Genomic DNA, 26,982 nt, shown 5'->3' with positions numbered 1-26,982 from the left:
TGTTTATGGCCAGTAGAAATTTTATTTATATCAATGCTAAGCGGAATGTGAATGTTTTTTCTTTGTTGCAGGTCAGCGACTCGGAATTACACATTCAGGGAATATGCAGTCAATCGAACACGTTGAAAACTTTCCGAAAAGATCGCATTATCGAGGAATTCAATTCCCTTGATGATGCGTTATCGCGTTATGAAACCCTCGATAAATCGCTTTATAATCATTTGGTTAGCGCATCAAATAAGAAACCATCCCTCCTTGAAGTTTGTTTTACCGGTTTCAAGAAAGGTGATAAAGAGCGGCTAATTATATTGGCGGAAGAAAACAAATTATTGGTGAGAAGCTCGGTAACGCAAAATCTGCAATTTTTATGTTGTGGGTATAATGCTGGGCCGACCAAAGTCACAGCAGCCCGAATGCAAGGCGTTATCATCCTTAATGAAGATGAGTTCGGCCTAATGCTTGAGACCGGAGAAATCGCTGATGCGTAGTGAAAGGTATGCCTCGATTTAATCATCGATGTATTATGGCGATGTAATGTCGCCACATTCTAACTTTCATGTTAACAATTTGTCTTAAAAACATCATTTAAATCAGATATTTAAAAATAAAATAGGGAGAATTATGCAAACGATTACAACTAAATTCCCACCATTGCCACTTGAGGAATTAATTACTCGTATAAAACAATTTGAAACTTCATCCTTGGAAGAAAAATATGAATTACTTACTGATTTAATTAGAGTTCATCCCACTATTGGCGTAGATTTTTCTAAAGGCTCTGTATTTAAGCGGGCACGGATGATTAATGAAGAAGATTACCCTGAACTGGTACAGGATTTGCTTTGGAGGGTGGAAGGTGTTGCTCGGACTGGTAGGGCAAATCCAGAAGGATTCCCAGTGTTGTATATAGCTGATAGACAAGATACAGCATTTGGCGAGATACATATTGATGGTCATTTCGTTTTGCTGACCGAACTGCAAATTCGAGAGGGCACTAAGTGCAGGATTGTGCCTATTGGTGAATTTCTCAGAATACAGCGTACGGGTAGAGGAACATTAACTGGAGATCTGTCGTTTGCGATAAATAATATATTGAATTCTTGCAGGCGAGAAGACGCTCAATCGCTTCTTATCACAGATGCATTTTTATTTGAATGCATGATAAAAGATGATGATCAATATCAGATCTCGTCATTCGTAGCTAAATCTATTTTTGAAAAAGACAGGAAAAACTCCGCGATTGCATATCCTAGTGCAAAGCAATATGGCGCTGTAAATCTGGCTGTTAGGGTTGATAATTTTTGGAAATCATGGGCGATAATAGGAGCTCGCCGCATGTATGTAAGAAATTTGGCATTAGGCTATTACGAATCATCACGTACTGAGCATGTTATGGGAATTACTCGACTTGGCAAGCTTATTTGGGAAAAAGGTATTATTGATAATAGTTCATCTCATCGGCTTGAGCCACCGTGGTATCCTGAATAATGTATTGAAAAGACTAACCCACAATATCAACACTGTTAGAAAGAAAGTAGGGGTAGCCATTTTTTAGGCACTATCTGTTTTAACCTATTGATTTTAAACATCAAGTTTAGTATTTGGTTATTTGTTAACAAAATGAATTTACACCTGCAGTGCTTTTTTTATCTGAACTATATGATCAACTATAGCACCAAAGAAAAACTACTCGGCATAGTAATCGATATTCTCTTCCAATGATTCATTCATATAATTAGACAGCAAACGTAAAGCAAAGGTCGTTTCCTCTATATTGGCTTGATCCATAGCGGCGAAAAGAGTCAGCTTGACCAGATAAAGTGATTCATTTAATTCAATGCCATTCATCAACAGAAATACGGATGTTGCCTGGAATGCAGTTCTTTTATTAGCATCATTAAACGCATGTGCTTTAGCGATGCCGATCAAATACATGGCGGCCAATTTAAAGACGTCATCGCAATTTTCATAATAATGTAATGTCTCGACGCGGTTTAACGCCCCGGCAAGTTTATTGATATCCGGTAGACCTGATTGTGGCAGCGTTAATAATTGGATTTCAATCACTTGTTCTTGCGTCAGGAAATCAAAATCCATTATTTATCACCCAAGATCTTTATGGTATTGGCATGCCGGGTTCTTGTGGTCTCAAGGGCATCCTTAAACGATAATTTTTTATTGTCTCTAACTCTGACTGAATTAGACGAAAGAGCAATGTCTTTGCTTCGGCCAGAGTTTGCGTCATTAGCAGACGGTTTAACAGTTTTCTGCGCTGCCTGCTTGACGGATAATTCCCCGCCATCGCGTAGATAGGCCAGCCAGTAGGGAAGGTTTTGCTGAAATTCTTCATAGGATATTGATTTCATAGGCACCTCCTTTATCGTATCCCGCAATGATAGCATACAGCCTATCAAGAGAAAATGCGGCTATGGGAGTAGGGTACTGGAACATAATTTCTTATCATTATTAATCACATATTTATCAATAAGATAAGGCGAGTATGCGTTGCCGTAGCCCTTACTGAGGGGACATGACCGCCTGGTACCCAAGGTTAAGCCTAAGCTGTGCTAACCAACTGAGCAAAAGATATTGACGTGCCATCAAGGCCTACCATTTCACTGTTGGTAACCGCGATATTTGACCGCCTATTTGCTGATTTGCCGTTGAGTGTAGGCAAGGCGGCCACCGTCATGATTTACGGTAGCCATTTTGTAAACACTTTTTGATATAATCTATTTAACTTATTGTATTTATTGTATTTTTTATCAACGTTAATAGTATTCGGTCTTTTTTTATCATTGATTTATAACGATATTTTTTGGTTACTTCCGAAATATTCCCGCAAACTTGTATTCGGTCTAAATGAAAACGTACTCCGAACCACGGTTTTCCAGATACTTTTGTGTTATCGACATGTTCTTATGTCCGAGCAACTTTTGCGCAAATTCCGCCTCATATTCGATCTCATAAAGTCGCCCGGCCAGACTGCTTATTTCGTGAAATGAAGGTGGGTTTGTGCTGAACTGGGTCCCGCCCGTAGCCCCGACATCTGAAAACGCCTGTGTCAGGCCATCCGCTGTCAGCGGACCCGGCCGCCGCAGCGAACATCCGAATATAAGAGGAAGTCAGAGGGATTATTCTACCGACATTCTGCCATTACGGCCGACCATTTAATCACTGCAAGAGCCCATTACCTTTTCCTGATGGGCTCTGACAGTAATTTACCAACGTGATTTGGTATTTGCATGGAGTGATGTATTAACCATGGCCGCCAAGGCCACCACCACCCGGTCCGCCACCGCCTCCACCACCAGGCCCACCCATTTGACCGCCACCAGGACCACCACCGTCCCCACCATCCGGCCCTGGCCACCAAATACAGCCGCTTAAGGCCACACTAAGCATCATGATACTTAATATCATCAATAATCGTCGCATATTTACTCCTTATTAAGTCATGTTGATTATTCATCTCAAGAAGTAATACACAATGCGAATAGTACTAAATAATTACTGATTAGTTCATTTATTTCATGTAGTTACATTACTTGAATAAAATCTTACGGTTTCATGTCGCTGCGTTGTCGGAAGCGTACCTCGTTAGCCATGACGCAGCTTCTCTTATCTGCTGAGCGAGGGGATTTAAGCAAACAGCGAATACCGCCCATGACAGGCTCATAGTGGCTGCGCAGGCCATGACAGAAGAATGTGCGCATGAACACGCAATAATTAAGGAGTGCCGCATGGCATCTACTCAATACGGTAAGCTGCGTCGCGCTGGGGTTCGTTTCTTCAATACCTACCCATACACATCGCAGGTAGAATGTTATGTCATCGTCGGTAAAATCGAAGAAAAGATATGCCAAATTACAGAGCAAGTGTCAATAACGGTTTAAAACTGATCCATTTTTTTCATTAGCAACGGTTGAATATTGATCCACCTTTTTAGTCGGTTTTCGCGTTAGCGATCACCCCAGCCTTCCTCTTTTGCTTCAGCCGATAGCTTTCTCCTTTGATCTGCACAACATGTGAATGATGTAATATCCGATCCAGCATGGCAGATGTTAACGCGGCATCTCCCGCGAACGTCTGATCCCATTGCCCGAACGGGAGGTTCGATGTCAGGATCATTGCGCTTTTTTCATAACGCTTAGCCACCACTTGGAAGAACAGTTTCGCCTCATCCTGGTTGAACGGCAGATAGCCTATCTCGTCTATTATCAGTAGCTTCGGCGTCATTACTCCCCGATGGAGTGTGTTTTTATACCTCCCTTGGCGTTGAGCCGTTAAAAGCTGAAGCAGTAGATCGGCTGCCGTAGTGAACCGGACTTTGATGCCAGTACGCACCGCTTCGTAGCCCATCGCTATCGCAAGGTGTGTTTTGCCAACACCGGATGGCCCCAACAGCACTATGTTTTCATTACGTTCAACAAAGCTCAGTGATCGCAACGATTGAAGTTGTTTTTGTGGCGCACCGGTGGCGAAGGTGAAGTCATATTCTTCGAAGGTTTTTACCGCTGGGAAGGCTGCCATCCTTGTATACATCGCCTGTTTACGTTGATGTCGGGCCAGTTTTTCTTCATGCAACAGATGCTCCAGGAAGTCCATGAAGGTCCATTCCTGCATTGCCGCTTGTTGGGATAACGCCGGCGCTGCACCGATTAGGCTTTCGAGCTGAAGTTGCTCTGCAAGTACCATCAACCGTTGCTGTTGTAGTTCGACCATCAGAGCACCCCTGTACAGAACATATCATAGACCGACAGCGGATGATGAAGCGGAGTACAGTCCAAGGTTGCCGTGTTTTGCACTACCAAGGGGGTTGTACTCTGCCGCAGTAGCGGCAACGTCAGCATGGCCTGTTGATCTTCCAGCCACCGATCGCAAGGACGAGCTTGGATAGTTTCATGTTTCCGCTGATTGGCAACGTCATATAACCAACGCAAGCCGTAGCGGTTGGCCGTCTCAATATCAAGTTGGACATCGGCGGGTTTGAGCCGTGTCATCAGCGGGACATAGAAGCTGTGGCGGGTATATCCCACCATTCGCTCAACTTTCCCTTTGGTCTTAGCCCGAAAGGGGCGGCATAAGCGAGGCGAGAACCCCATTTCCTTACCGAACTGCCATAACGACGGATGAAAGCGATGCTGGCCAGGTTGATAAGCGTCCCGTTCCACAACCACGGTTTTCATATTGTCGTACAACACTTCCCGGGGAACGCCGCCGAAAAAGGCAAAAGTATTGCGATGGCACAGTTCCAGCGTTTCATAGCGCATATTGTCGGTAAATTCGATATACAAAATCCGGCTGAACCCTAGCACCGCGACGAACACATACAGAGGTGATTTACCGCTGCGCATGGTTCCCCAGTCCACCTGCATTTGCTGGCCGGGTTCGGTTTCAAAACGAATAACAGGTTCAGGTAACGTGTTTTGGGATAGTGAGCGAATAAATTCCCGAAGCACCGTCATCCGGCCTTGGTATCCATGCTCAACAATCTCACGATAAATCACGGTAGCAGGAATTTTCCAGGGACGAGCATCCTGGATACGTTGTTGTATGTACTGGCGATAATCATCCAGAACGGAAGAAGCCCTCGGCCTGGGGGAATAACGCGGCGGCTCAGGATCAGCCGAAAGGTAACGTTTCACCGTGTTACGTGAAATACCGAGTTTTTTGGCAATGTGTCGGGCACTCATTCCCTGCTTATGCAGGATCTTGATTTCCATAGCAGTCTCAAAAGTAACCATAAGCTCTCCCGTTCAGAGGAGAGCAGATTAACCCCTGGATCAAATTTCAACCGCTGGGGTGGATCACTTTTGCACCGATGGCGACAGCAAGAGAAGGCGACAGGAAAGAGGCGATGTCTATCATGGAAAGACAATGGATTGAATCTAGTGCTTATCGGTGTTGTCGCTAATCTGGATGGCTATATCGATAATCTGAGCCATGAGTGTTATCACGCTATGAACGCCATCTACGAATGGGCAGAAAGCCAACACGACCTGGTTAACGATGAGCCCGGTACGTACTTTCTGAGCTACCGCGTCCGGCATTGCAATATGGAGTTTGCAAGGATGCCCGAGATTATCGAGTTGCAGACGACCGCACGCGGCAAGTGAACTGTTTCATGATGGGCCATTACCAGCCAGCAAAGCCAAAAAAATGCGCGCACGAACATAAAAAGGCTGATTGAAAAGCAAATCTATGATGTGCACCAATGAATACCATTGGTAAAGCGATATCTTATGAGGATTAATTATCATTAACCTCATGGAATGCATTACATGAAAATAACCGCGTTGGTCAATGTTGGCATTGGCGCGTTCGGTATTGCCGCTGGAGAGCAAATTCGTTTCTGTTCAGAAAATAGAGGGGCTGCTTGCTCAAACCTACATCAGCAATGCATCCCTTCCATTTGATCACCCGCAGCGTTCGGTGGTACCGCGCAAGCAAAATTAAAGGGAGTCTTACTTATGCTTACTATCTTGATTTGTAACATTCCGTCCTGATTACGTACGATTAAACTGTCTGATGTTACTGGGATGAATGGTAATGAAAATTAATAAGCAAGCATTATTAGTAATTTTTGTTATTACCGTATTTGCAATCAGCTTATGCAGTCGAGTGTCAGCCGAATGAATCAGGGGGCTCTTACTACATAAACGATGATGGTACCACGTCTAATAGCATTCCCAATGACCAGGGTTGGCAAGATACCCATTATAGCAACGGCAAATCGACTAGCACCTATCAAGATGATACAGGTATAGAATATACTTTGAGCGATAAAGGCGTCACAGTCAGACCAAGTCCTGATGATTCATCCAATGAAACATCTAATACTATGCCGGACGATTCACTTAATAAGTATGGGCCGAAGCCGGATGCGTCAGAGAATGCTCTCCTTGGGAGCCATTGGAATAGACCGTCTAATATAAATCCTGGTGATTCTGCTACCTCTAGTATCACTTTAGATGACCCTTAAAAAATAAGTGGCCTTAGTTGCTCCGGTCTGTTGTGCTTAAAAAATCGGGCCAGGATAGGCCCGAAAGATATCGCTATATTGTATGTATAATTAATTCTATTGATCCATCTCAAACAATTCAAGCTCATAAAAAATTCTAAAATCTCCTATATATGAAGGGTTAGTATTTGATATCGTCAAAGGTATATTGACGCCAAAATCGGAAAATACCCCAGTTCCGTCGCGTATAGGATCGATTACTGTAGGAGTGGAAGTTAATGTTATAGATAAACCATCTCCTGCTTGTGACGAAGGACCTTGAAAATTATATAAGCTAGTAATGTTTAATTTATTACTTGCAGTATCTGTTGCGAAATTATGCTTCCAAGCCAATTCAGTAGAAAGCATATCAAAACGGATGGCTGATGTAATAGATTGAATAACAAGAATTTTTAAATGAGCAATAACTATTCCTTTTTGTCCGGAGCCATGACCAAATGGATTAGGATGATCAAAAACGTTCAAGGTAATGCTCATAGGATTTGCGAAAGTTAGGTAATCTTTAAGGGGTATCTCACCTTCGGTTCTTTGTGCCGACCTGTTCAAAACCCCATATTTTCCATCGTATGGTAGATATATACTAAATATCCCATTGGAAAAAGAAGCATTTATCTTACCATCTGGTAATATTTCATTATCTATTCTTATTAATGTTTTTGTTAAAGAAGAAGTATATGATTGATTGAAATTAATATTTGTTTTATTCAGTACTACGTATTTAAAATTATCCCCCTGATCTCCTATCTGTGCTCCTTGACTTATGTCAATATCCCCGATAAATAAATTATCAGCCTGCAAAAACCTGCCTCCCGTTACTAACAAAGCTATTCCGTTTGAAGGTAAGCTGCCATCACTTGATTCTATGATTATATTTTTTATCTTTACATCACCTATTTTTTTCCAACGATTTCTATAATCAACCCCGTTCGTGCCATTAGTCCAAACCTGGTTGGATAGGGTTAATAGACCCAGTTCCTCAGTTCCTGTTGGGAAAGTCGATACTTGTATTTTCCAATTTTCAATCGTGCCCCCATAGCTTCTATTGTTCGATATTTCGCTGTCTCCTTCAGAAAATACATTTGATATGGTTGTAAATAGAGCATTATGACTATCTACAGACGCTATATTATCTCTCCCAATAATATCATTATATATAGTGTTTTCTGCCCAGTCGGCTGAATATGTAAGATGTCGGCAATTATTTCCGCGAATTTTATCGGTCCGACAATTCGCTGTTGTAATATTTTTACAGCCATAGCGAACATTCACTAGTTCAATGTTGTAGGCCGAAATATTATATGACTCCTGGCAATGAAATGCGTCTATTGTTGCATTGTCATCGGAACTGAACTTGCAATTTATCAATCCTTCACAATCTGCTATTCCAGTGAAGGCCAAGGCATATTGAACACCCGTTGTTGCATGAAAATGGATACCTTTGAGATACACTTTTCTTGGGGTATTATATACATAGGCACTAACCGAAGTATCTGTGGCGGAGTGATCAAAAAAAAGATTACTGTCAAGAATTACAGATCCTGTCGCAATAGATTTAACACGTTTTATACTTCGTTTAATATATTCGTCTGAACGCCTTGTCTCCACTCGCTCGTCAGCTTTGAGCAAAAGTATTGCACCAACTGAAACGATTGAAGAGTCTAAAATTGTCACAACATTTTGATCACGTAAGCTGCTGCCATTTAAGGTAACTTGTTTCCTTGTTGAGTTAAAACCTAACGGTGAACCTTGAACATTTATGATCACTTCACCTTGAGCTCTCCACCTAACGGGCAGGTCAGAAGTGTTTGTATAACCAGTTAATGTATATGTTCCAGCCGTGAAAACGAGTTCGAGTCCATGCTCCATGGCATAGCTGTCGGCATCTTGGATTGAGTCGAACATCGAAGGCGTGACATAGCTAATCGCTTGTGAAACTGTTCCTACAGGTAGCCCGACTTGGTTCGTGAGTTGTTCGTCTGATTCAGCTTGGCTATATACATCCAAGTTATCTCTTGCCGTTGCGGCGTCGCTTACATCGGACAGATTATTGATATCTAGCAATGGATTACCCGGCATGATTTTTCCTTACTTAGTAATCATTTGGAAATCTAACGATATTCTCATTTGATGCTTATATGATTGAGTAGGAAGAAAATCAGAGTATGTCTTAGCGAGAAGGTTAAAAAATGGTCAGGGTATGGCCCAAGTCCGCAGCAAATGGAACCTAATGGAAACAAGTTCATCATACCGAAGCGGTCAAATTTATCGTGAACTCAATCTATTACGTTTAGTTGCCATTTCAATGCTTCCCAAATCCTATTCAAAAGCATAGCCTGTAATTATATACAGTATTTTGTATATGATGGCAGAGTTGAAATCCTTTTCACGGGTGCTTTGCCCCTTCGACAGCATCTTAATGAGGTAGGCTATGGCTATTCCTAACGTAGTGGTATCCGCTCCATCTCAGCTTTTCACCTTACCCAACTCTTTTGCAGCGGTAGCGGGTGGATCGATTTACATTGGCCAAATCAATACCGATCCGACCGTGGCCGCTAATCAAATACAGGTCTATGTCCAGAACAACGACGGCAGTACAACTGCTGTGAGTCAACCTATCAGCATAGGGGCCGGGGGCTATCCTGAATACAATGGATCTGTTTCCAAGTTCGTGACAATGGAAGGCCAATCAATGGCCGTTTTGGATGCTAATGGTGTACAGCAGTTTTATTATCCTGACGTGTTGAAATATGACCCAGACCAGCTTTCTGTATCTCTAGCAGGGCAAAATGGTGCACAATTGGTTGGCTTTAGGTATTCAACTGTTTATTCCTCACTCAACCACATGCTGACATCAACGGATTATGGTGGGGCATATCCTTTTGTGTATGGACAAAGTTCTGTTGATGATGCCAATATTATCGCCGAGCAAACAGGTGACCAAGATTTATTGCATTATGGGGGTATATATATTGGTAAAAACGGCTTCGGTATTGGGCGAAATAATTGTGTAATATCAGCAAGATTAAATGCTTCAAACCTTTCTTTTTTTCCGCAAGTTGCCGGCGCATCAACAACACAGGCATTAGCTAATTATGGGTCAGTTGATGGAGTGGCGAGTTTTTCTGATGCAAGTAGTACGCCTTATAATTCATGGGAAATTTTTTCTTCACCGGTTTATTCTGCTACGGGGTTTACAGCAACTAGTATCGATACAGCTAATGTAAAAGTTGGAATGGTTGTCTTAACCAATCATTCCACACCCTGGTGGGGGATAATTTCGTCCGTCACTTCTACTACAATTACTCTTGCTGATGGATGGTGGCAAGCTTCATCGTCGGTGGCATCAACGCCAACGAGTGGAATTGGCTTATACCTAAACCCATTAACAAAAATTTGGGCCCATAATGCAAATGTGACGATAGGGGCGACGACAAGAACATCGAATGCTGTAATCGCAGAATATGGTCTTATAAACAATAAAGTTTCTTCCCCTACCAATATTAACGGGATTGATGTTGTGTTGCTTTCCCAATCAACATATGGTGGTACTGCGGGTGTGTATGTACATCCATCTGGAACTCAAAATTGGTTGTATGGTTTCGACTCGGTTTCTGCAAAAAATGCTAACTTCTTTTCAAGTGGATCAGCAAGCGGTACTTTTTGGAATGGATTTCAGGACGCTTCAAGTAGCCAAGTTGGGTTGAGGTTTGGAGGACAAAATATTGTTGCCTCTATAAACTGGTGTAATAATGTTGGCACAACGGATCTCACGGAAGTCAATACAAATGCCAGAATTGATGGTGCTGGGCGTGTTCGTAAACTCCCTAAATTTCTCACTAATATTTCGGCAGATATTTCACTAAATTCACTGCTACCATCACTCGTTGTGTTGGTCTCTGGAATAGCTATTACTATTCCCAAAAAGACAAACGTGCAGGCTGGTCACCAAATAGAATTATTTAACATTTCATCCGGTGCTATAACTCTTTTGTCTACTGATTCAACTATAAATAATGCTTCATCTTATTCATTAGCGGTCGCAGCCTATACCAAATATACACTTTTATATGGTGGCGCCGCATGGTATGTTTTTCAGGGCTAAATCGGGGAATTGAGGTCCTGTAAGTTTCAATGGTCCTTTTACATATGTTTCGACGAAAATTAAAGCTTACTACATTATCCTAAGATGCCGATTTGCGCTTAAAGCGTGGTCGGCTTTTTTATTCCCTCTTCTGAAGTGAATCCCTATGGCCGCGATTGATATTACCGCTATGAGTGGGGAGACTCCGCGCGTGGTTGCGCATATGTTGCCTCAGTCTGCCGCTGTCTTTGCCCAGGATTGCCATTTTCGCCATGGTGTAATCTCGCCGATCAAAACTGACACGAAACAAGCCAAGGCCTTTTCGTTCACGCCTATAACGATTTTCAACTATCGGGATGACATTTGGTTCGCGTGAAGCGGTATCGTTAATGCCATACGCAGCCCTGTGGCGAACGATGATTATGGGCGAGTCTATTACACTGACGGCGTCTACCCGAAGGTCACAAGTAGCACTACAGCGACGCAAGGCACCGGCAATTATCCGGCAGTGTACTTCCGTCTGGGCATCCCCGTGCCGACAAGCGCGATAAGCATAGGCGTGATAACACCGCTTGCAGATCATACCGACGACGACCCTATTTGACTAGTAGTTATCAGATCTAAAGCCATATTGCCGAATTCCTCTTTGATTGTAATGAGCTGATTTTTCATCACTTTCATCGTGTTGGGTTTTAATTCCCTTCGCTCGAGTATTACAGAATATCGCTTCAGCCATTTTGCGACTATGAATTCAGGTGTTTCCTCTATTTTTTCAAGTAGGCTGGACGGGATGTGATTCTGGTCAAGACAGTTATTTGCCTCAAGTGCTTGCGCAACGGCTTTCCTGTGGGCGATCCGGCTAAAAGAGTAGGAAGAAAATCAGAGAATCTCTTAGCGAGAGGGTTAAAAAAAGGGCCAGGGTGTGTCCCAAACGTCCGCAGAAAATGGAATCTAATGGAAAGGAGCTCATCATGCCTAAACAGCTAAATTCATCCAGATCTCAATAATCTACGTTTAACAGCTGTTTCAATGCTTCACAAATCATATCGGAAAGCATAGCCTGTAATTATATACAGTAGTTTGTGTATAACTGCAAAGCAGGGCTTCTCTTTGTGGGAGGTCTTGCCTTCATCGACAGCACCATCTGGAGGTAAGCTATGCCAACATCAGTTACCGGCGTGATCCCAACTGCCGAAGAGTATAATGACCTAGTAACGCAAGAAGAATTGACAGCCGCTATAGGTACTCTGTCAAATGAACTGTCATCATCCAGTGGCGGAACCTTAGTCGGAACCACGTCTGGTACGGTAGAAGACCGATTTGCAGCAGATAAAACCAGAACAGCTCATATCGTGGCTCCAAGCAACACTGACCCTGAGACGGCAAAGGAAGGGGATCAGTATTTCAACACCACGGATAATATTTATAAAGTTTACCGCTCGGGGGCTTGGGTTGCCGATGATTCTGCGGCTCTGGCACTAAACTTAGCATCAGGTACCGGTCCTGCTTATTTAGGCTATTTGAATGGTTTAGCTAATGCGGTGCAGACAAATCTTTATGAATGGCTTAGCCATGCTACAATAAATCCTTATATGTTTGGTGGCATTGGGGATGGTGTGGCTGATGACACTAGTGCTGTACAGTTTTCATTAGATGCAGTTAACTTATCAGTAGGCTGTCAATGGTCAGGAGGAGGGCACGGCGCAAAATGGCGAATTACGAGCCAACTTAATTATAATCACGCAGGTAATAAAAAATCTGGATTTGGCCTACGCTGGGAAGGGGCCGCTTTAATTCCTGACTTTGGTACAGTCCTTTATGATACTACGAATTTTTCAACCGGCTGGATTTTAGATCCTAGTGTAACTATTGATAGTAGCAATCATATAGTATTTACACAAATTGCCCAAACAGCCCCGCCGTTTGCTTATTATTACCTTACTGGTTTGACCGTGGGCACGTTATATAGTGCCGATTTTTTTATCAGCGGCTATAACACCACGCAAACGGGGCTAACAGGAATTTATTGTGCTAATTCTGATGGGTCGGCACAAACAGCTATTTTCCGACGTGGTGAACGGGGACCCGGAATTTATCATGCTGAATTTATAGCAACCCAAGCATCACATCGCATTATCATCCAAGCTGAAGGTGGCAACGGGCTGATAATGACCATTAATCGAGTTCGTATTCGTACTGGGGGAGCAGCTCTGAGATGCTACGCGAGCGGTTCGAGTGCGAGTTGGACTAACCTATTAATTTCTGATTTGAATATATATCCAACCCCTATCGCGCAAGCCGGTTTGCAGGCAGGTGTGCGCTTAGATGATATGGGAGGAACGACATTGGAACGTCTTAATGTCTATAATTTAACCAATGGCGATCGATTGCTCTTGAGTAACTTAATCGCTTGGTCAGAAAACATTACTGACATTAAAGCATGGGCAACTGGTTGCGAGACAATGAGGAGATTTACTAGGCCACAAAGGGGATCTGGTCTAAACAGTTTTGCACGATTTAGATCAGAAGGGGATTTTTTCTCTGGTAATACCTATGGTAGTTATATGGAATTTGGTACTTCTGTCTACGACTCAAAACTAGGTGAAATCAGTGGCAATATATCCCTTAATTCGATAGCCCTATATCATCTCTCAGGCGATCAGACCGACACGCTGCTTGAGGGCCATCGAACCGAATCAGTTAAACTTTCAACATGCTGTGTTTTTGAACTTGGCAATAATGATTTACGCCGTGCTGCCTATCGACACAATCCTCTGGGCACGAATACGACAGCTGAGTCCCTTGCGTTCGGTGTAATCTCACAAATGACACAAAGAGATACTGTCGATTACAGCCAAGCGCCGCAAATTTTTAGTAATATACGGTTTATAGACCCTGTATTTGGTATATATGGTCCAACTCTATTTTTCAATATATTTAAAAATATTACTGTGGGAGGCTATGTAAGCATAGACGGAATACAGCCGCAGGGAGCAACTTCGTTATCACCAAAGCATGGTTATCTCCGGTTAATGGTTCATGTAACGAATGCCGACGCCTCAGCGGCACAGGCATCTACAGCTATTTTCGAAATGCTTAAAGGAGAAGTGTATGATGTTGACGCCAATGTTGTAAAAGTAGCACCTATAACAAAAGTCGTAAATAATGTTTCATTGAGCGTTAGTTGGGGTGCCAACAACTCGCCGCGAATAACGGTAACCGGTAATACTGTAGCCGTAGGCCTAAAAGTATGGGGATGGTATTTATGATTACAGACTTTATAGATCCTTTAGCAACTCGATACGGAATTGATAAGAAAATTATCGAAGATGCATTATTGCTTGATATGACTGATTTCTATATAGCAGCTCATGCAATGGACTCAACGGATGGATTTATTGCAGATGATTTTTTAGGTAGGGCCTGGCGGTATAATGAATTAGTGGATTCAATAAATGCTTATCGATTAGCTAATGGTAAAGATAAAATAGATTATCCATCTTTTAACTCTATAAAAGATTGTATTGATTGATTTTTCCCTAACTATGTGTTGTGGCTGGACCCGAATCAGTGATCAACTGAAAAAGGGTCCGCCTTTTCAACACTAGCGTTTTAAAATTCAAAGTCCTCTTCGCGCGTTTCAAATTGAGCAAATTGGCCGCACATGGCGTGTCTTAGTGGAAAGGTATAACTGAAGTAAACGAGGTTAGTATAGGCCGGGGTTTAGTGATGATCCGAGAAAGTTAGGTCGGTAAAAAAAGGATCCCGAAATTTTCTCCTAGCGATCCCGAAATAGTTGATAAGCGTTTGATAAGTAAAGGATGTAATGATAAGCGTTAGTAAGTGTTTTTAAGGGGATTTGAAACGTATCTCTATGAAACATATATCTAATTCTACGGTGCAATGAAAACAAGAATCATATTATGTCTTTTTTATTTATTGATTTATAATGGTTTTTAAGGGAGTAAATGATAATACACCATAAATTCACGAAAACCTGTATGCGGTCAATTAAAACATGATCCAGCGTTAGGGCGAGGAGAATTGCAAGCAACATCCCGGTTTGACCCTACTCAGCGTGCAGACGCCCATCTGATGTATCTGAAAACTTCTTAGTCGTCACATCCTCATGGTGTTGACCGGTAACTAGTGCCAGATCCATTGCTAAGCCGACCCATCGCGGCTGAAGTTCTGCTGTCCGCTTACCCTGTCACTAAAGTAACGCTTATTTTTTATCTCAGCATCCAGATGGCTTGATTTTTTCTTTAAAAACATCTAAATACATCATATTGTAAAGTATTGTTAAGCAGTAAGACAAAGATGCGCTCCCTTCATGTTTGACCTAAATTTTGTAACATGTTGATATTAATATTTTTTACGCGGTCGGCGTAGCAACATCGAGGGCGCGGTTCTCTTCGTGACATGAACTAAAAAAAGTAACAATGCAGTTTTGTTTATTAAATAAAAGGCCATAGACCAGTCTCTGGAATAGGGGGTAAAAGTGTCTGGTAAATCCCAATGGATAAAGTTCATATGTTTAATGTGCCTGTTGTCTTACTTTTCACAAACATTTGCGAACGATTTGGATCTCTATTCATTAGATACTGCATCCTTTGCGTATCACGTTTATGCCCCGAAGGAGGGGGACAATCAATACTTTAAAAACCAACTGTTTGCCATTGAAAAAAAAGTGCATAACAATTCAGATTATTTTTATTTGGCTGGTACTTTCGTCAACAGTGAAAGCAACCGATGCGTATTGTTGGGTATGGGGAAAAATTGGGTAAGGTACAACAATTGGAGCTTTGAAGGGTTATACGCGTACGCAGGCGAATTTGTATTCAAACCCTTTGAGCATTGCGGAGATGATGGATTCTACCACGATGTTAAAAGGGCGACCGGTATAGGTTTTGCCCCCTATATTTATCATGGCGTTAAATATGATTTGAATAGCTATATCAGTGTAAGGTCAGGTCTTCTTCTGCCTGGTATTGTTATCATGAGCCTACAGTTCAGATTCTGACTGATATGTTCACGGTCCGGGGTCAGCCCATCCCTTGTTCGGGCTGTCAGGCAACAGGCTTCGGCTGATACCCACAATTCGTCATCCGCGCCGTTCGCTGTCCTGATGTCCCGTCGCGGCGTAGCGCGCCAGCTCATGTTTCTCAGATGCTGTTAAAGTTTTTTGCTACAACTTTTTAATGATTTCATGATGTAAGCTGAGGGATGCGTACTTCTGCTTTGGTCGCCGGAGGGGGGTTTTTAACAAACAAGGCGCTGTGCCATTCTCTGCTCATGGCAGTTGCGCAAATTGTGACAGAGAAAGTGCGAATCAAACCACCGCTATGGTTAACTTATGATTAAAATATACTGGGATAAATAAATGAAAAAAGGAATCAGTCATGAATGGGAAACTTTGGGTGGATTATCTGGTGATTGGCGGAAAACGTCACGGCGAAAGGTATGTAGAGCTACAGGAAGAAAATGAAGTTTTTATTAAAGCACAGATACAGCCGCTCATAGAGTTTATTGCCCCTTCTATTGCTGAAAAATTAAGCAAAAAAGCCGGGAAATATTACAAGGTTGAAAGGTTCGTCTACAACGGCAAGACGTATCTTCTCGCGATTTTGAAATCAAAAGCAGGGTATGACATCGAAAATCTTCTTCTTCAATCTGACCCGCCCGTAAAGCCTATTGATTGAGATTGCCACCGCCTCCGGGAGTGAACGTCTACAGTTATGGGATATCCATATGCCAATAACTGTAGCGGGGGAAACGACATGACGATATTGATAACGGGCAGTACCGGCATCATAGGTCGGCAGGTTATGGACAATCTGGCGGGACAGCAAATCAACATCCGGGCTCTGACGCGTACTCCGGAACGTGCTTCTTTTCCTGCGGGTATAGACCCTGTCAAAGGCGATCTCACCGATCCACAGAGCATGCGCGCCGCCATGGACGGTGTGGATACGCTGTTCTTGCTGGTATCCAATGCGCCTGATGAGCTGACCCAGGCGATACAGGCGGTAAATGTTGCCCGGGAAAAAGGCGTCAAGGGGCTGGTTTATTTTTCCGTCATACGCTCGGACACGTTTGTTGATGTGCCGCACTTTACCAGTAAGTATACGGTGGAGCGCATGATCGAACACTCGGGTATCCCCGCCACCATTTTGCGGCCCGGCTATTTTATGCAGAATGACAAGCGCCAGCGAACAGTCCTGCTGGATAAGGGATTATATGCCATGCCGGTGGGTGAAAAAGGCCTGTCGATGGTTGATGTGCGTGATATCGGCGAAGCCGCCGCCAAAGCGCTGATAAGCAGGCATGGCGAGCAACAACCGGCACCGAATGAAATATATGAGTGCGTCGGCCCCGATGCGCTGACGGGACAGGGGGTGGCGGAATTGTGGAGTCAGGTGCTCAATAAAGACATTCATTACGCCGGCAACGATCTCGATCTCTTTGAGCAGCAGATGCTGCAGGCCGGGCAGCCCGGTTGGCTGGCTTATGATATGCGCCTTATGTTGCAGCGCTATCAGCAGGATGGCGCTGTTGCCGACGCAATGACCGTCCAGCGTTTTGCCCGATTGCTCGGCCACTCTCCCCGGCGCTATCGGGATTTTTGTCGTGAAATGGCTGACGGCTGGTTATAGCGGGGTGGGGCAAATATCAGCAAAGCTATGTCCATGGCAATTCTGACTTTTGCGATTTACGGCAGGTCTGCGAGGTGATGGCTCATGATATTGTTTCTGGACTTTGGGGAAACAGGAGAATGAAATCATGGGTGAAAACTTTCAGGAAGCACCTCTGCCGATTGGCAGCGTTTTCAGACGCAACGACCATGTGATTTTGCTATCAAAACCTGTAGGAGAACCACGAAAAAGATACAGGATCAGCGTTAGAATTTCTTCCATACACGACGGCATTTACCAAGGCTTTATTACATCGGTCGAAAATGCCGACGATCATGAACGACCGGGTGATTTCTTTCACCCGGAGGAACGGATAAGCTTTGAAAAAAGGCATATTCAGGGCATTGCGGCGCATTCGGAGCTTAACGTTTCGTCGGCGGGATAATGATGCCTTGATCACTTATCCTCTATAGGGTTGAGACATTTTTTTTGCTCGCCGCTAACTGGCTCCGTCATACGGTCGCGGTGAGCATTTTACTGCCTTGCGCTGAATGCTTATTCTTCAGCTATCCCGAGCGGGAACGATATTCTTTCCTGCGTCATTTCTCCACTCGGGCAAACTCTGGCGGGACGCGGCGCAGGCCTAAACGAAAAATTCCGTTTATTCGCCTTTATTATCGGCAATCACGAAATAGCGTTCGAAAAGACGCTTGGATTCATGCAAGCCCTCTTCGGTAAACACAACGGATTTTGTCTTATTGGCGGGATTGCAGATAAAACCTCGCTCGTAGAGGCGGTCCATTGCATCCCAGTCATGGCCCTTCCAGGCCCGGTCATAGTCATGGAGCGTAAGATAGAGCAGTGCCAGAACGGATTCATCAATGGCATTTGTATTGATATTCATGTCGTTATCCCCTGTGCTTTTCTGCCCGCGCGGTCAAACCCTCAGAGAGTGGGCTGGTATAAAAAACCTTGTTATAAAATATCGTTTATGAGTGAATTTTTAATTCATGGCAAGAGCAATTACCGCTAAAGAGGCACCTGCCGGCTAACTTGCAGGCATGAGCCGGGACCGAGGCCGGCCCTTAAATGCCGCTGCCGAGACATCGGCGCTTACGAACTATTTATGGCAACCGGCGGCAATCGGAACTAGGATTGCTCTGCTTAGCAGGGAAAATTTCCCGTTGCGAACGTTTTCCCCGTTATGACTCTTCGACAGTTTTATGCCGTACTTTAGTATCAATCAAAGGAGGCTATCACATGACCGATATTTCATCACTTTTGGGTAAAGACGCCGCAACGCTGCTGGAACACCGCTGTACAACTATCCCCGCCGAACATCTGTGCCTGCCGGGCAGCGATTATGTCGACAGGGTAATGATGGACAATGTCCGTTCGCCCGTGGTCCTGCGCAATATGCAAACGATGTTCAATACCGGCCGCCTGGCGGGTACCGGCTATCTCTCCATCCTGCCGGTGGATCAGGGAGTCGAACATTCCGCCGGTGCGTCGTTTGCCGCTAATCCGCTGTATTTTGATCCGAAGAACATCGTTGAACTGGCGTTGGAAGCCGGCTGTAACTGCGTCGCCTCAACCTACGGCGTGCTGGCGGCGGTCTCACGCCGTTATGCTCACCGTATCCCGTTTTTGGTCAAAATTAATCATAACGAAACCCTCAGCTATCCCACTCAATACGACCAAACCCTTTATGCCAGCGTCGATCAGGCATTTGATTTGGGGGCGGTAGCGGTTGGCGCCACCATCTATTTCGGCTCGGAGGAGTCCCGCCGGCAGATAGAAGAAGTCTCCGCCGCGTTTGCCCGCGCTCATGAATTGGGCCTGGTTACGGTATTGTGGGCCTATTTGCGCAACTCAGCCTTTAAAAAAGACGGGGTGGATTATCATACCAGCGCCGATTTGACCGGTCAGGCCAATCATCTTGCCGCCACCATTGGCGCCGATATCGTTAAGCAGAAGATGGCCGAGAACAACGGCGGGTATAAAGCCATTAACTTCGGTTATACCGATGAACGGGTTTATAGTACGCTGACATCGGATAATCCTATCGACCTGGTGCGTTATCAATTAGCTAACTGCTATATGGGCCGCGCCGGCCTGATTAACTCCGGCGGCGCGTCGGCAGGCGCGACCGATATGGCGGAATCCGTTCGGACGGCGGTCATCAATAAGCGGGCCGGCGGCATGGGTATGATTATGGGACGTAAAGCATTCAAACGGTCTATGAAAGAGGGTGTGGCCCTGATTAATGCAGTGCAGGATGTTTATCTGGACAAAACCATTACCATTGCCTGATGAGGGCTGCGGCGCTGTTCGAATAGATAAAAAATGGGCCAGGGTGAGGCCCAATGACTTCAAAGAAATAAAATTGGAGAGAAGACATTCGGTTTACCAACAACGCCGGGCTTGAACCTCCGCTTAAGGGTGTAATCAACCGACTTTTCGGCAAAGGTACCTATGTTTGATCAGGTTTTTAAAACACTCGCTTTTTGATGGGGCTTCCATCAAGGAGTGATAAACGCTCAAAGAAACCCCGGGATATTGATATACGCCGATGGTTTGAAATTTTATTTCAAGCATGCGATGGGCAACATCATATCCTACGGACTGGATCTCTTCAGATACTACTCGCTGACGTTCCACGTGCTGTTCCTCCGCTGGAAGAGAAAAACTCAGGAAAATCGTAAAACATTTTTTTCGCGGCAACTTTGTCAGAGATCATGATTAAAGTTTCGCCAGCACCTCTTTTATTACCCGGTAGCAATCTTCGATATGAGCATTCCCCAGGACCTTCATTGCGCTGAAGCTCAAACCGGCCGCAGCGGCCTGGCCGACTATCGGCACATAGCGCAGCGCTGTTTTGGCGGTGATTTTGAAGCCGACCCGTTTGAGCAGCAGGGATACGATTTTACGGGTAATGGTGCTGCCGATAACGCGGCTGCCGATGCCGGAGATGGCGATCATGGTGTATTTTTTGCGGTTCGGATGCAGTGCATCGATTTGCCGCGGCGTTAGACCGAACTTTTCATTTATGGCCGGCAGTAAGGTCATCAGTAACGAAACGTCGGTGCCGATATCCAGGCCGGGTATCGGAATAATCGCCGCGCCGGCGGATAAACCGGCACGCCGGGTCACCATTTTGCGGCACTCCCGGCGTACCTGCTCCAATTCCTCCAAGGTTTGAATGACGCGGTCTCCCCTTGAAACTTTTACGTTATACGCATCCCGGCTATCGGAGTGATAGGTCGCTATGCTCGCGTCAGGTTCTATAATGGTTTCATTACCCTCGGTACGAGCCATTTCCGACTTGCCTTCAGTCATCAGCCTTCGGGCTGATTTTTTTTTATTAAACGTCAGCATATTTTTTCGTTTCACGACCAGGGTTAAACCGCCGTCGCGGAGTGGCGCGTCGGGGAAAGAGTGTCCGCAGGGCCTTGGGCTCATCGGGCCGGCCCGGTGGCAAGCCGTTGAGGGCTATTCCAGCCGCATGATCCAGGCGTCGTTGTCATGGTCATAATGCTGCCGGTAAAGAACGTGCTCTTTACCGTCAAGGAAAGCGGGAATGCTGGTTTGTTCATCCCAGCCGTCCAGTTGCTTGCAAAGATCGGGATCCGATTTGCAGGGGATACTCAGGATATTCTCGACGCTATGATTTGTTCCGCTCGTTAACTCCGCATCGTCAACTTTAAAACTGCCTATTTTGACTGTGGTCTTGGTCATGGCTATGCCCTTTATCGTTTCTTGCCCGGAGCAAATTCCCTTGGCTTCTCACGTTTTAAGCATAGTCAAGATCACACGAATTGCTTAAAGCCGGCTGCCCCAGGGCAAGCCGGCGATCTGGCTGCCATTCATTCCTGCGGTACGGCGGTGCCCCAGTCATGCCACTCTTTCTGCTCTTCGCTGTTGAGCAAGAAATGCTTGCCGGCGCTGGCTTTAGGCGCCAGCGGGGTGGTGGGCGGGGTGGCAAACGCAATACCGCCGCGGATAAACTGCTGGAAGGTGCCGCTTTTAACCGAACCGCCGGTCAAGCCGAACTTCAGATCATATCCCGACGCCAGCCAGAACACGGAATTGTCCCGCACCAGATGCTGGTACTGCTTGCTGATGCGCAGCGACACATAGACCCGATCCGCCATCGGCCCCAGCGACATGCCGGTAACGGTGCCGACTTCAATGCCGCGGAACAGCACCGGAGTACCCACCTGCAGCGCACCCGCTTCCGGCGTATCCACCACGATGTTCAGACCGTCAAGATAGCGGGAATCGCTGATGGTGGCCTGTTGCAAGGTGAAGTTGCGCGTCGTTTGTCCTTTGCCCGGCTCAACGTTGATATAAGGTTGGAACAGGGTTTCCAAATGGGTGACCCCGGCGGCGGAGATTTCCGGCGTCACCACTGAGAACTGCGTGCCGACCCGGGCGAATGCCTGGACATACTCCGGATAAAGCACGGCCTGCGCCAGCACTTCGCTGTTTTGAGACGAAAGCTTAAGGGTTTCCACCTGCCCGACATCGATGCCAAGATAGCGAATGGGCATGCCCGGCGAGAGCTTGCTGGCGTCGAAGGTTTGCAGCACAATCTGGCTGCCCACCGCCCGCGCCGCGTTTTCCGAGGCATAGAGCCTGCGCAACTGGCCTTTGACCTGTACCGCGCCGTCCAGATTATCAAAGCTAATAGCGCCTTTCAGCGCACGATCGAGAGGGGATGCCTGTACGCTAATGCCGCTGCCGTTAATCTGCACTCTGGCGCCGCCTTCCGCCCAGAAGATGCTGTGGTCGGTGAGCAGCTTGCGGTATTGCGGGCGGATATAGACATCCACATCAAAACTTTTCGCGGTGGGGCGGACATCAGTGATTTCCCCCACCTGGAATTTACGGTACATCACGATGGAACCGGATTGTATATCCGGCAGGCTGTCGGCGGTGAGCGTCAGCGTCGCAGCGGGTTTTTCCCCCTGTATGCCCTGTTCTGCCAGTTCACGGTTGCCATAGAGGGGATAATGATCCAGGGGCGCGCCCTGGGTGCCGGGGATCATCACGATGCCGCCGTCCAGCCACTCCTGCGCGCTGGTGCCCAGCACCCGAACGCCGTCCAGGCCGAACTTCACGTCTACCCGGCTGTTAACGACGAATTTGGTATTTTTATGCAACAGTCCGGCGTATTCCGGCTCAATAGCCGCCTCGAACAGCACGCCGTTACCGTCCAGTTTGCGGCTGATGACTTTGCCCACCGCAACGCCATACAGCGTCAGGGGTTGGCCGCTGTCGATACCGTAGCTTTCCGGCGCCGAGAGGGTGAAGGTTTTCACTCCCGGTTCCTGCAACAGGCGATGGTTGCTGTCAAGCACGGTGAAATGCTCCTGAAGCGCCCCGCCGCCGGGAATCAGATTAAGCGTGGTGCCGGTGAGCAGATTACTCAGGTTGAGGTTATTGAGGGAAGGCTGCGGCGTTTCCATTTCAATGCGGGTGCCGCTGCGCATCAAATCCTTTATGGAGGGATTGATGGCCAGCTCCCCGGTTACCTTATTATCGCCGCCCAGATTCAGCTTGGTGAGTGTGCCCACTTCCAGTCCCTGATAGAGCAGGGGGGTATGGCCTTCGCTGAGGTTATCCCCGTTGGGCAGGTCCACCGTGATTATCACCCCCCGCTGGCTGTGGGCGAGATCGGGATAAAGGGTAAAAGTGTCGTCGGTGCGGGCCTGTTCGCTATTTTGCGGCGAATCAAAGGCGATGGCGCCGTTCACCAAGGCCGCCATGCTCTCCATATCCACCTGGGCACCGTGGAAATCCACACTGGCCTTGATACCCGAGACATTCCAGAAGCGGCTGTCTTTTTTCACCAAATCGGTAAAGCGCCGGTCGATCAAAACATCGATATTGACGTCGCCCTTTTCCCTGGAAATATCAAAGTCATACACTTTGCCCACCGGTAATTTCCGGTAGTACACCAAAGAGCCGGTATTCAGCGCCCCCAGGTTTTGCGCATGCATGTGGATCAGCAATTCGCCGGTATTGACCCGGTATTTCGGCTGGGTGTCCAGGGCGGTGAAATGGGTTTGCGGGTCGCCTTTACCGGGCATCATGCCGATATAGTTGCCGCCCACCAGGGCATCAAGCCCTGAAATCCCCGCCAGTGACGCCTTGGGCGTCACCAGCCAGAACTGGGTACCCTGGCGCAGGGCATCGCGCATATCGCGCTTGATGCCGACCTCTACCTTGATGGTGCGCAAATCGTTGCTTAACTTGATGTTTTGCACCGTGCCGACTTCCACCCCCTGGTAACGCACCGGGGTCCGCCCGGCCACAATGCCGTCGGCGGAGATAAAATCAATGGTCACCGTGGCGCCTTTCTCCTGGACCGTGCTGTATACCAGCCAGCCGGCAATCAATAAGGCAATAAACGGCAACAGCCAAAAGGGCGAAATACGGCGCTTGTTTTTGACCTCCGCGTTAATCGGTGTAGTCGGCGTTTGCGGCATGTGCATCCCATATCAGACGGCTGTCTAACCACTCGACAGCAAGTATTGTCAAAATAACGGCGGAGCCAAAATAAAACGCCGCCGGTCCCATAGTAAAAGCCAAAAGCTGGTCGCGATCCACCAGCGACATCGTGATGGAAATAACAAACAAGTCCAGCATTGACCAACGGCCGATCCAACTGACAAAGCGTAACAGGCGGATGCGGGTTTTCAATCCTTGCCGCACTTTAAAATGAATGCTCAGTAATAAGGTCAGCAGGACGATGACCTTGAGAAACGGCACCAGAATGCTGGCGATGAAAACCACCGCCGCCACCGGTATGTTATCGTTCGCCAACGAACCGATGGCGGAAAGTATGGTACTTTCATTACGCCCGCCGTTGATATAGATAATCGAAATCGGCAAGAGATTCGCCGGGATAAGCAATACCACCGAGGCGATTAACGCCGCCCAGGATTTCTGCAGGCTTTGCCGGCGGCGAAGCCGCAGGGGGGTATGACAGCGCGGACAGCGGCCCCGTTCATCGGCATAACCGGTGAAATTGCAGCCCAGGCAAACTTTCAGACCGGCGGTATTCGTGCGAAAAGGGGGGACGGGCTCCGGGTAGAAATGTTCCCAGAGCTGGCCGATATTCAGGTGGGTCATGGTCACCACGCTGAGCAGCGCCAGCGCGATGAATGCCGGCAAGGCCAGGCCGGTATCCACATCGGCGTAATCCTTGACTTTGATGGCCGCCACCGCCATGCCGATCAGATAGATATCCAGCATGACCCATTCTTTCAGGCGGGTAAGCATCAGCAAAACCGGCCGCAGATTCATTCCCAACCGCTCACCGACATTCAGGTAGAGTATGGCTATAACCAGCGTACAGGGAGCGCCGACGGTACAAAATGCCACCATGCTGGCGGTAATAGGCTGGCCTTGGATGGCCATTTGCCAGATACCGTGCACCAGCGTGGCATTGATGGAGGTACCCAGCAGGCGGATGCTGATTAACGGTTCCCCATAAGCGAAGGGCATCAGTACCACCATGGTGAGTGCCAGGATCGCCAGCTGATTTATCGTCCATTCATGGCCGAGGGCGACCTTGGCCCGGCAGCGCGGACAAAAAGCGTCCTGATTCTGATGCAATGTCGGCAAAATGAACAAGGTATCGCATTGAGCGCAACGCTGGTAGCGGCCTTGGGGCAAGGCATAATGGATGTGCTTTATTTTCATATTCTACCGACGCTGAACTCGTTCACATGCCTCTATACCTGCCTCGTAGACGCCGGTGCGGCGAGTCACAGCGGGAATATAATGCCGGCGACGTTGCGCAAACATACCTGCCGAGGCTGGCTTTGTGAAGCAATAAAGGATTAATCTTGTGGCCTTGGGCATTTATTGCTTATTTTATAGAGGCTGGCATTCCGGCTGATATCAGACAGATTAGCTCATTTATTGGTTTACATATGAAAAAACAACAATTCTATAGTGAATTACTACAAAGTATGTCGGCGCTGATTGACGGCGAAACCCATTTTATCGCGGCGCTGGCGAACGTCAGCGCCTTGCTTTTTGAACACCTCGAAGACGTTAATTGGGCCGGTTTTTATCTGCTGGACGGTGATACACTGGTGCTGGGACCGTTCCAAGGTAAAATCGCCTGTGTGCGCATTCCGGTAGGCAAGGGAGTCTGTGGTACGGCGGTGGCGGAAAACAGAATTTTGCGGGTGGACGATGTCCACGAATTTCCCGGGCATATCGCTTGCGACGCTGCAAGTCTTGCTGAAATCGTCCTGCCTATTACCCTGGACGGCCGGGTGGTTGGCGTACTCGATATCGATAGCACGATTTATCATCGCTTCGATCATGAGGACGAAGAAGGCCTGAAAGCTTTGGTGGAGCGGCTTTGCCAGCAATTAAATCAAACTGATCTGCGAAGATTTATCAATAATACCTTATATTGATATACGGATAACGTGGCATTTGCCGATGGCGTCATTATAATGACGCCTGTTCATGCCTGCGCTGGTTGGCAAACCCGTTGTAATCAGGAAATTTCATGGAAAATCAACCCAAGTTGAACAGTAATAAAGAAGTGATAGCCTTTCTGGCTGAGCGTTTCCCGCTCTGCTTTACCGCCGAGGGCGAGGCGAGGCCATTAAAAATAGGCATTTTTGCGGATCTGGTCGCCCGCATCCAGGAAGAAGATAACCTGAGCAAAACGCAGCTGCGCTCCGCATTGCGGCTCTATACCTCAAGCTGGCGCTATCTGTACGGCATAAAACTCGGCGCTCAGCGCGTGGATCTCGACGGCAATCCCTGTGGAGAATTGGAAGCGCAGCATGTGGAGCATGCCCGCAAGCAGCTCGAGGAAGCCAAAGCCCGCGTGCAGCAGCAACGCGCCGCGCAGCAGGCCAAAAAACGTGAAAACGGCGAAGCGCCCGCTCCACGGCGTGCCGCGCCCGCCAATCCGGCCGCTGCTGAACGCAAAGGCCCCGATGGAGCGAATACGCCTCGCAGGCCGCGTCCCGCCTCCCGGCCAAGAAATGAACGTCCCTCTCAAGAGGTTAAAAAACCCGCGCCCGCCCGTCAGGTGCAGGTTACCGATATTTCCAAACTGCAAATCGGTCAGGCCATCAAAATCAAGGTAGGCAAAGATCCCATGGAAGCAACCGTGATGGAAATTGCCAAAGAAGGGGTACGTGTGCAGCTTTCTTCCGGGATGGCTTTGATAGTGCGCGCAGAACACCTGCAGTTCTGAT

The 26,982-nt window shown here is 46.8% G+C and carries 28 protein-coding genes; 15 read left to right on the top strand and 13 right to left on the bottom strand.

The window, feature by feature from the left end; translation table 11 throughout:
* Window positions 1-5 precede the first annotated feature (5 nt).
* A complete protein-coding gene (locus ACL2XO_RS16620; protein WP_413741079.1) occupies window positions 6-488 on the top strand; it encodes a hypothetical protein in 483 nt (160 codons plus the stop codon).
* Window positions 489-621: 133 nt separating this feature from the next.
* Window positions 622-1,488, top strand: coding sequence for an RES domain-containing protein (locus tag ACL2XO_RS16615; protein WP_413741078.1), 867 nt, complete (start codon window positions 622-624; stop codon window positions 1,486-1,488).
* A 198-nt stretch (window positions 1,489-1,686) separates the two neighbouring features.
* On the opposite strand, the gene ACL2XO_RS16610 is transcribed toward ACL2XO_RS16615, so the two are convergent.
* The 4 genes from ACL2XO_RS16610 to ACL2XO_RS16595 all read right to left on the bottom strand — a co-directional run bounded on the left by ACL2XO_RS16610 (window position 1,687) and on the right by ACL2XO_RS16595 (window position 3,359).
* Complete coding sequence (locus tag ACL2XO_RS16610; RefSeq protein ID WP_413741077.1) at window positions 1,687-2,097, bottom strand: type II toxin-antitoxin system death-on-curing family toxin; 411 nt, start codon at window positions 2,095-2,097, stop codon at window positions 1,687-1,689.
* Window positions 2,097-2,366, bottom strand: coding sequence for a hypothetical protein (locus ACL2XO_RS16605; RefSeq protein ID WP_413741076.1), 270 nt, complete (start codon window positions 2,364-2,366; stop codon window positions 2,097-2,099). Before ACL2XO_RS16605 ends, ACL2XO_RS16610 begins: the two co-directional genes overlap by 1 nt.
* Window positions 2,367-2,858: 492 nt before the next feature.
* On the bottom strand, window positions 2,859-3,068 hold the full coding sequence (locus ACL2XO_RS16600) for a tyrosine-type recombinase/integrase (protein WP_413743075.1): 210 nt from the start codon (window positions 3,066-3,068) through the stop codon (window positions 2,859-2,861).
* A gap of 153 nt (window positions 3,069-3,221) precedes the next feature.
* Window positions 3,222-3,359, bottom strand: coding sequence for a hypothetical protein (locus tag ACL2XO_RS16595; protein WP_413741075.1), 138 nt, complete (start codon window positions 3,357-3,359; stop codon window positions 3,222-3,224).
* Window positions 3,360-3,743: 384 nt separating this feature from the next.
* On the opposite strand from ACL2XO_RS16595, the gene ACL2XO_RS16590 reads away from it, so the two are divergent.
* Entirely contained in the window at window positions 3,744-3,896 is a 153-nt protein-coding gene (locus ACL2XO_RS16590) for a hypothetical protein (protein ID WP_413741074.1), read from the top strand.
* A gap of 49 nt (window positions 3,897-3,945) precedes the next feature.
* On the opposite strand, the gene istB is transcribed toward ACL2XO_RS16590, so the two are convergent.
* On the bottom strand, window positions 3,946-4,728 hold the full coding sequence (gene istB, locus ACL2XO_RS16585; RefSeq protein ID WP_413743074.1) for an IS21-like element helper ATPase IstB: 783 nt from the start codon (window positions 4,726-4,728) through the stop codon (window positions 3,946-3,948).
* Window positions 4,725-5,747 (bottom strand): IS21 family transposase, encoded by a 1,023-nt coding sequence (gene istA, locus ACL2XO_RS16580; RefSeq protein WP_413741073.1) that lies wholly within the window; start codon window positions 5,745-5,747, stop codon window positions 4,725-4,727. The genes istB and istA overlap by 4 nt, the downstream gene beginning before the upstream one ends.
* Window positions 5,748-6,306: 559 nt before the next feature.
* Here istA and ACL2XO_RS16575 point away from each other — a divergent pair.
* Window positions 6,307-6,459 carry a hypothetical protein gene (locus tag ACL2XO_RS16575; RefSeq protein ID WP_413741072.1) on the top strand — a complete coding sequence of 51 codons (153 nt, stop codon included), beginning with the start codon at window positions 6,307-6,309 and terminating at the stop codon, window positions 6,457-6,459.
* 622 nt (window positions 6,460-7,081) lie between these two features.
* On the opposite strand, the gene ACL2XO_RS16570 is transcribed toward ACL2XO_RS16575, so the two are convergent.
* On the bottom strand, window positions 7,082-9,100 hold the full coding sequence (locus ACL2XO_RS16570; protein WP_413741071.1) for a hypothetical protein: 2,019 nt from the start codon (window positions 9,098-9,100) through the stop codon (window positions 7,082-7,084).
* Window positions 9,101-9,452: 352 nt separating this feature from the next.
* Between ACL2XO_RS16570 and ACL2XO_RS16565 the strand changes: the two genes are divergently transcribed.
* The 8 genes from ACL2XO_RS16565 (at window position 9,453) to ACL2XO_RS16530 (ending at window position 18,185) form a co-directional block, all read left to right on the top strand.
* Complete coding sequence (locus ACL2XO_RS16565) at window positions 9,453-11,126, top strand: phage tailspike protein (RefSeq protein ID WP_413741070.1); 1,674 nt, start codon at window positions 9,453-9,455, stop codon at window positions 11,124-11,126.
* A gap of 145 nt (window positions 11,127-11,271) precedes the next feature.
* Window positions 11,272-11,481, top strand: a complete 210-nt coding sequence (locus ACL2XO_RS16560; RefSeq protein ID WP_413741069.1) for a hypothetical protein — start codon at window positions 11,272-11,274, stop codon at window positions 11,479-11,481.
* A 781-nt stretch (window positions 11,482-12,262) separates the two neighbouring features.
* Entirely contained in the window at window positions 12,263-14,374 is a 2,112-nt protein-coding gene (locus tag ACL2XO_RS16555) for a hypothetical protein (RefSeq protein WP_413741068.1), read from the top strand.
* Window positions 14,371-14,637: a hypothetical protein gene (locus ACL2XO_RS16550; RefSeq protein ID WP_413741067.1), complete on the top strand. Its 267-nt coding sequence runs from the start codon at window positions 14,371-14,373 to the stop codon at window positions 14,635-14,637. Before ACL2XO_RS16555 ends, ACL2XO_RS16550 begins: the two co-directional genes overlap by 4 nt.
* Window positions 14,638-15,606: 969 nt before the next feature.
* Entirely contained in the window at window positions 15,607-16,128 is a 522-nt protein-coding gene (locus ACL2XO_RS16545) for a hypothetical protein (protein WP_413741066.1), read from the top strand.
* A gap of 379 nt (window positions 16,129-16,507) precedes the next feature.
* A complete protein-coding gene (locus tag ACL2XO_RS16540; protein ID WP_132921306.1) occupies window positions 16,508-16,807 on the top strand; it encodes a hypothetical protein in 300 nt (99 codons plus the stop codon).
* 78 nt (window positions 16,808-16,885) lie between these two features.
* On the top strand, window positions 16,886-17,761 hold the full coding sequence (locus tag ACL2XO_RS16535; protein ID WP_413741065.1) for an SDR family oxidoreductase: 876 nt from the start codon (window positions 16,886-16,888) through the stop codon (window positions 17,759-17,761).
* Window positions 17,762-17,888: 127 nt separating this feature from the next.
* The gene (locus ACL2XO_RS16530; RefSeq protein ID WP_413741064.1) at window positions 17,889-18,185 is read left to right on the top strand and encodes a hypothetical protein; all 297 of its coding nucleotides are present in this window, start codon (window positions 17,889-17,891) and stop codon (window positions 18,183-18,185) included.
* Window positions 18,186-18,401: 216 nt separating this feature from the next.
* Here ACL2XO_RS16530 and ACL2XO_RS16525 read toward each other — a convergent pair whose 3' ends face one another.
* Window positions 18,402-18,644 (bottom strand): DUF6429 family protein, encoded by a 243-nt coding sequence (locus ACL2XO_RS16525; protein ID WP_413741063.1) that lies wholly within the window; start codon window positions 18,642-18,644, stop codon window positions 18,402-18,404.
* 356 nt (window positions 18,645-19,000) lie between these two features.
* Here ACL2XO_RS16525 and fbaB point away from each other — a divergent pair, with 356 nt between their 5' ends.
* On the top strand, window positions 19,001-20,053 hold the full coding sequence (fbaB, locus tag ACL2XO_RS16520) for a class I fructose-bisphosphate aldolase (protein WP_413724617.1): 1,053 nt from the start codon (window positions 19,001-19,003) through the stop codon (window positions 20,051-20,053).
* A gap of 135 nt (window positions 20,054-20,188) precedes the next feature.
* On the opposite strand, the gene ACL2XO_RS16515 is transcribed toward fbaB, so the two are convergent.
* The 5 genes from ACL2XO_RS16515 to yebS form a co-directional block, all read right to left on the bottom strand.
* Window positions 20,189-20,401 (bottom strand): KTSC domain-containing protein, encoded by a 213-nt coding sequence (locus ACL2XO_RS16515; protein WP_413724616.1) that lies wholly within the window; start codon window positions 20,399-20,401, stop codon window positions 20,189-20,191.
* Window positions 20,402-20,482: 81 nt separating this feature from the next.
* Window positions 20,483-21,058, bottom strand: a complete 576-nt coding sequence (locus tag ACL2XO_RS16510; protein ID WP_413741062.1) for a hypothetical protein — start codon at window positions 21,056-21,058, stop codon at window positions 20,483-20,485.
* A gap of 174 nt (window positions 21,059-21,232) precedes the next feature.
* Entirely contained in the window at window positions 21,233-21,478 is a 246-nt protein-coding gene (locus ACL2XO_RS16505) for a DUF1480 family protein (protein WP_132921312.1), read from the bottom strand.
* A 128-nt stretch (window positions 21,479-21,606) separates the two neighbouring features.
* On the bottom strand, window positions 21,607-24,234 hold the full coding sequence (locus ACL2XO_RS16500; RefSeq protein ID WP_413741061.1) for an MlaD family protein: 2,628 nt from the start codon (window positions 24,232-24,234) through the stop codon (window positions 21,607-21,609).
* Entirely contained in the window at window positions 24,206-25,453 is a 1,248-nt protein-coding gene (gene yebS, locus ACL2XO_RS16495; protein WP_413724613.1) for a membrane integrity lipid transport subunit YebS, read from the bottom strand. Before yebS ends, ACL2XO_RS16500 begins: the two co-directional genes overlap by 29 nt.
* Window positions 25,454-25,686: 233 nt before the next feature.
* Between yebS and ACL2XO_RS16490 the strand changes: the two genes are divergently transcribed.
* Both ACL2XO_RS16490 and proQ read left to right on the top strand, forming a co-directional pair.
* Window positions 25,687-26,184: a GAF domain-containing protein gene (locus ACL2XO_RS16490; protein ID WP_413726951.1), complete on the top strand. Its 498-nt coding sequence runs from the start codon at window positions 25,687-25,689 to the stop codon at window positions 26,182-26,184.
* A 95-nt stretch (window positions 26,185-26,279) separates the two neighbouring features.
* The gene (gene proQ / locus ACL2XO_RS16485; RefSeq protein ID WP_132921315.1) at window positions 26,280-26,981 is read left to right on the top strand and encodes an RNA chaperone ProQ; all 702 of its coding nucleotides are present in this window, start codon (window positions 26,280-26,282) and stop codon (window positions 26,979-26,981) included.
* The last annotated feature ends 1 nt before the right edge of the window (window position 26,982 follow it).

The organism is Sodalis sp. RH15 (assembly GCF_047324255.1).
GTDB classification, from domain to species: Bacteria; Pseudomonadota; Gammaproteobacteria; order Enterobacterales; family Enterobacteriaceae; genus Acerihabitans; species Acerihabitans ligni.
Note: the sequence above shows the minus strand (reverse complement) of the source record. Positions and strands in the feature narration are given on the sequence as shown.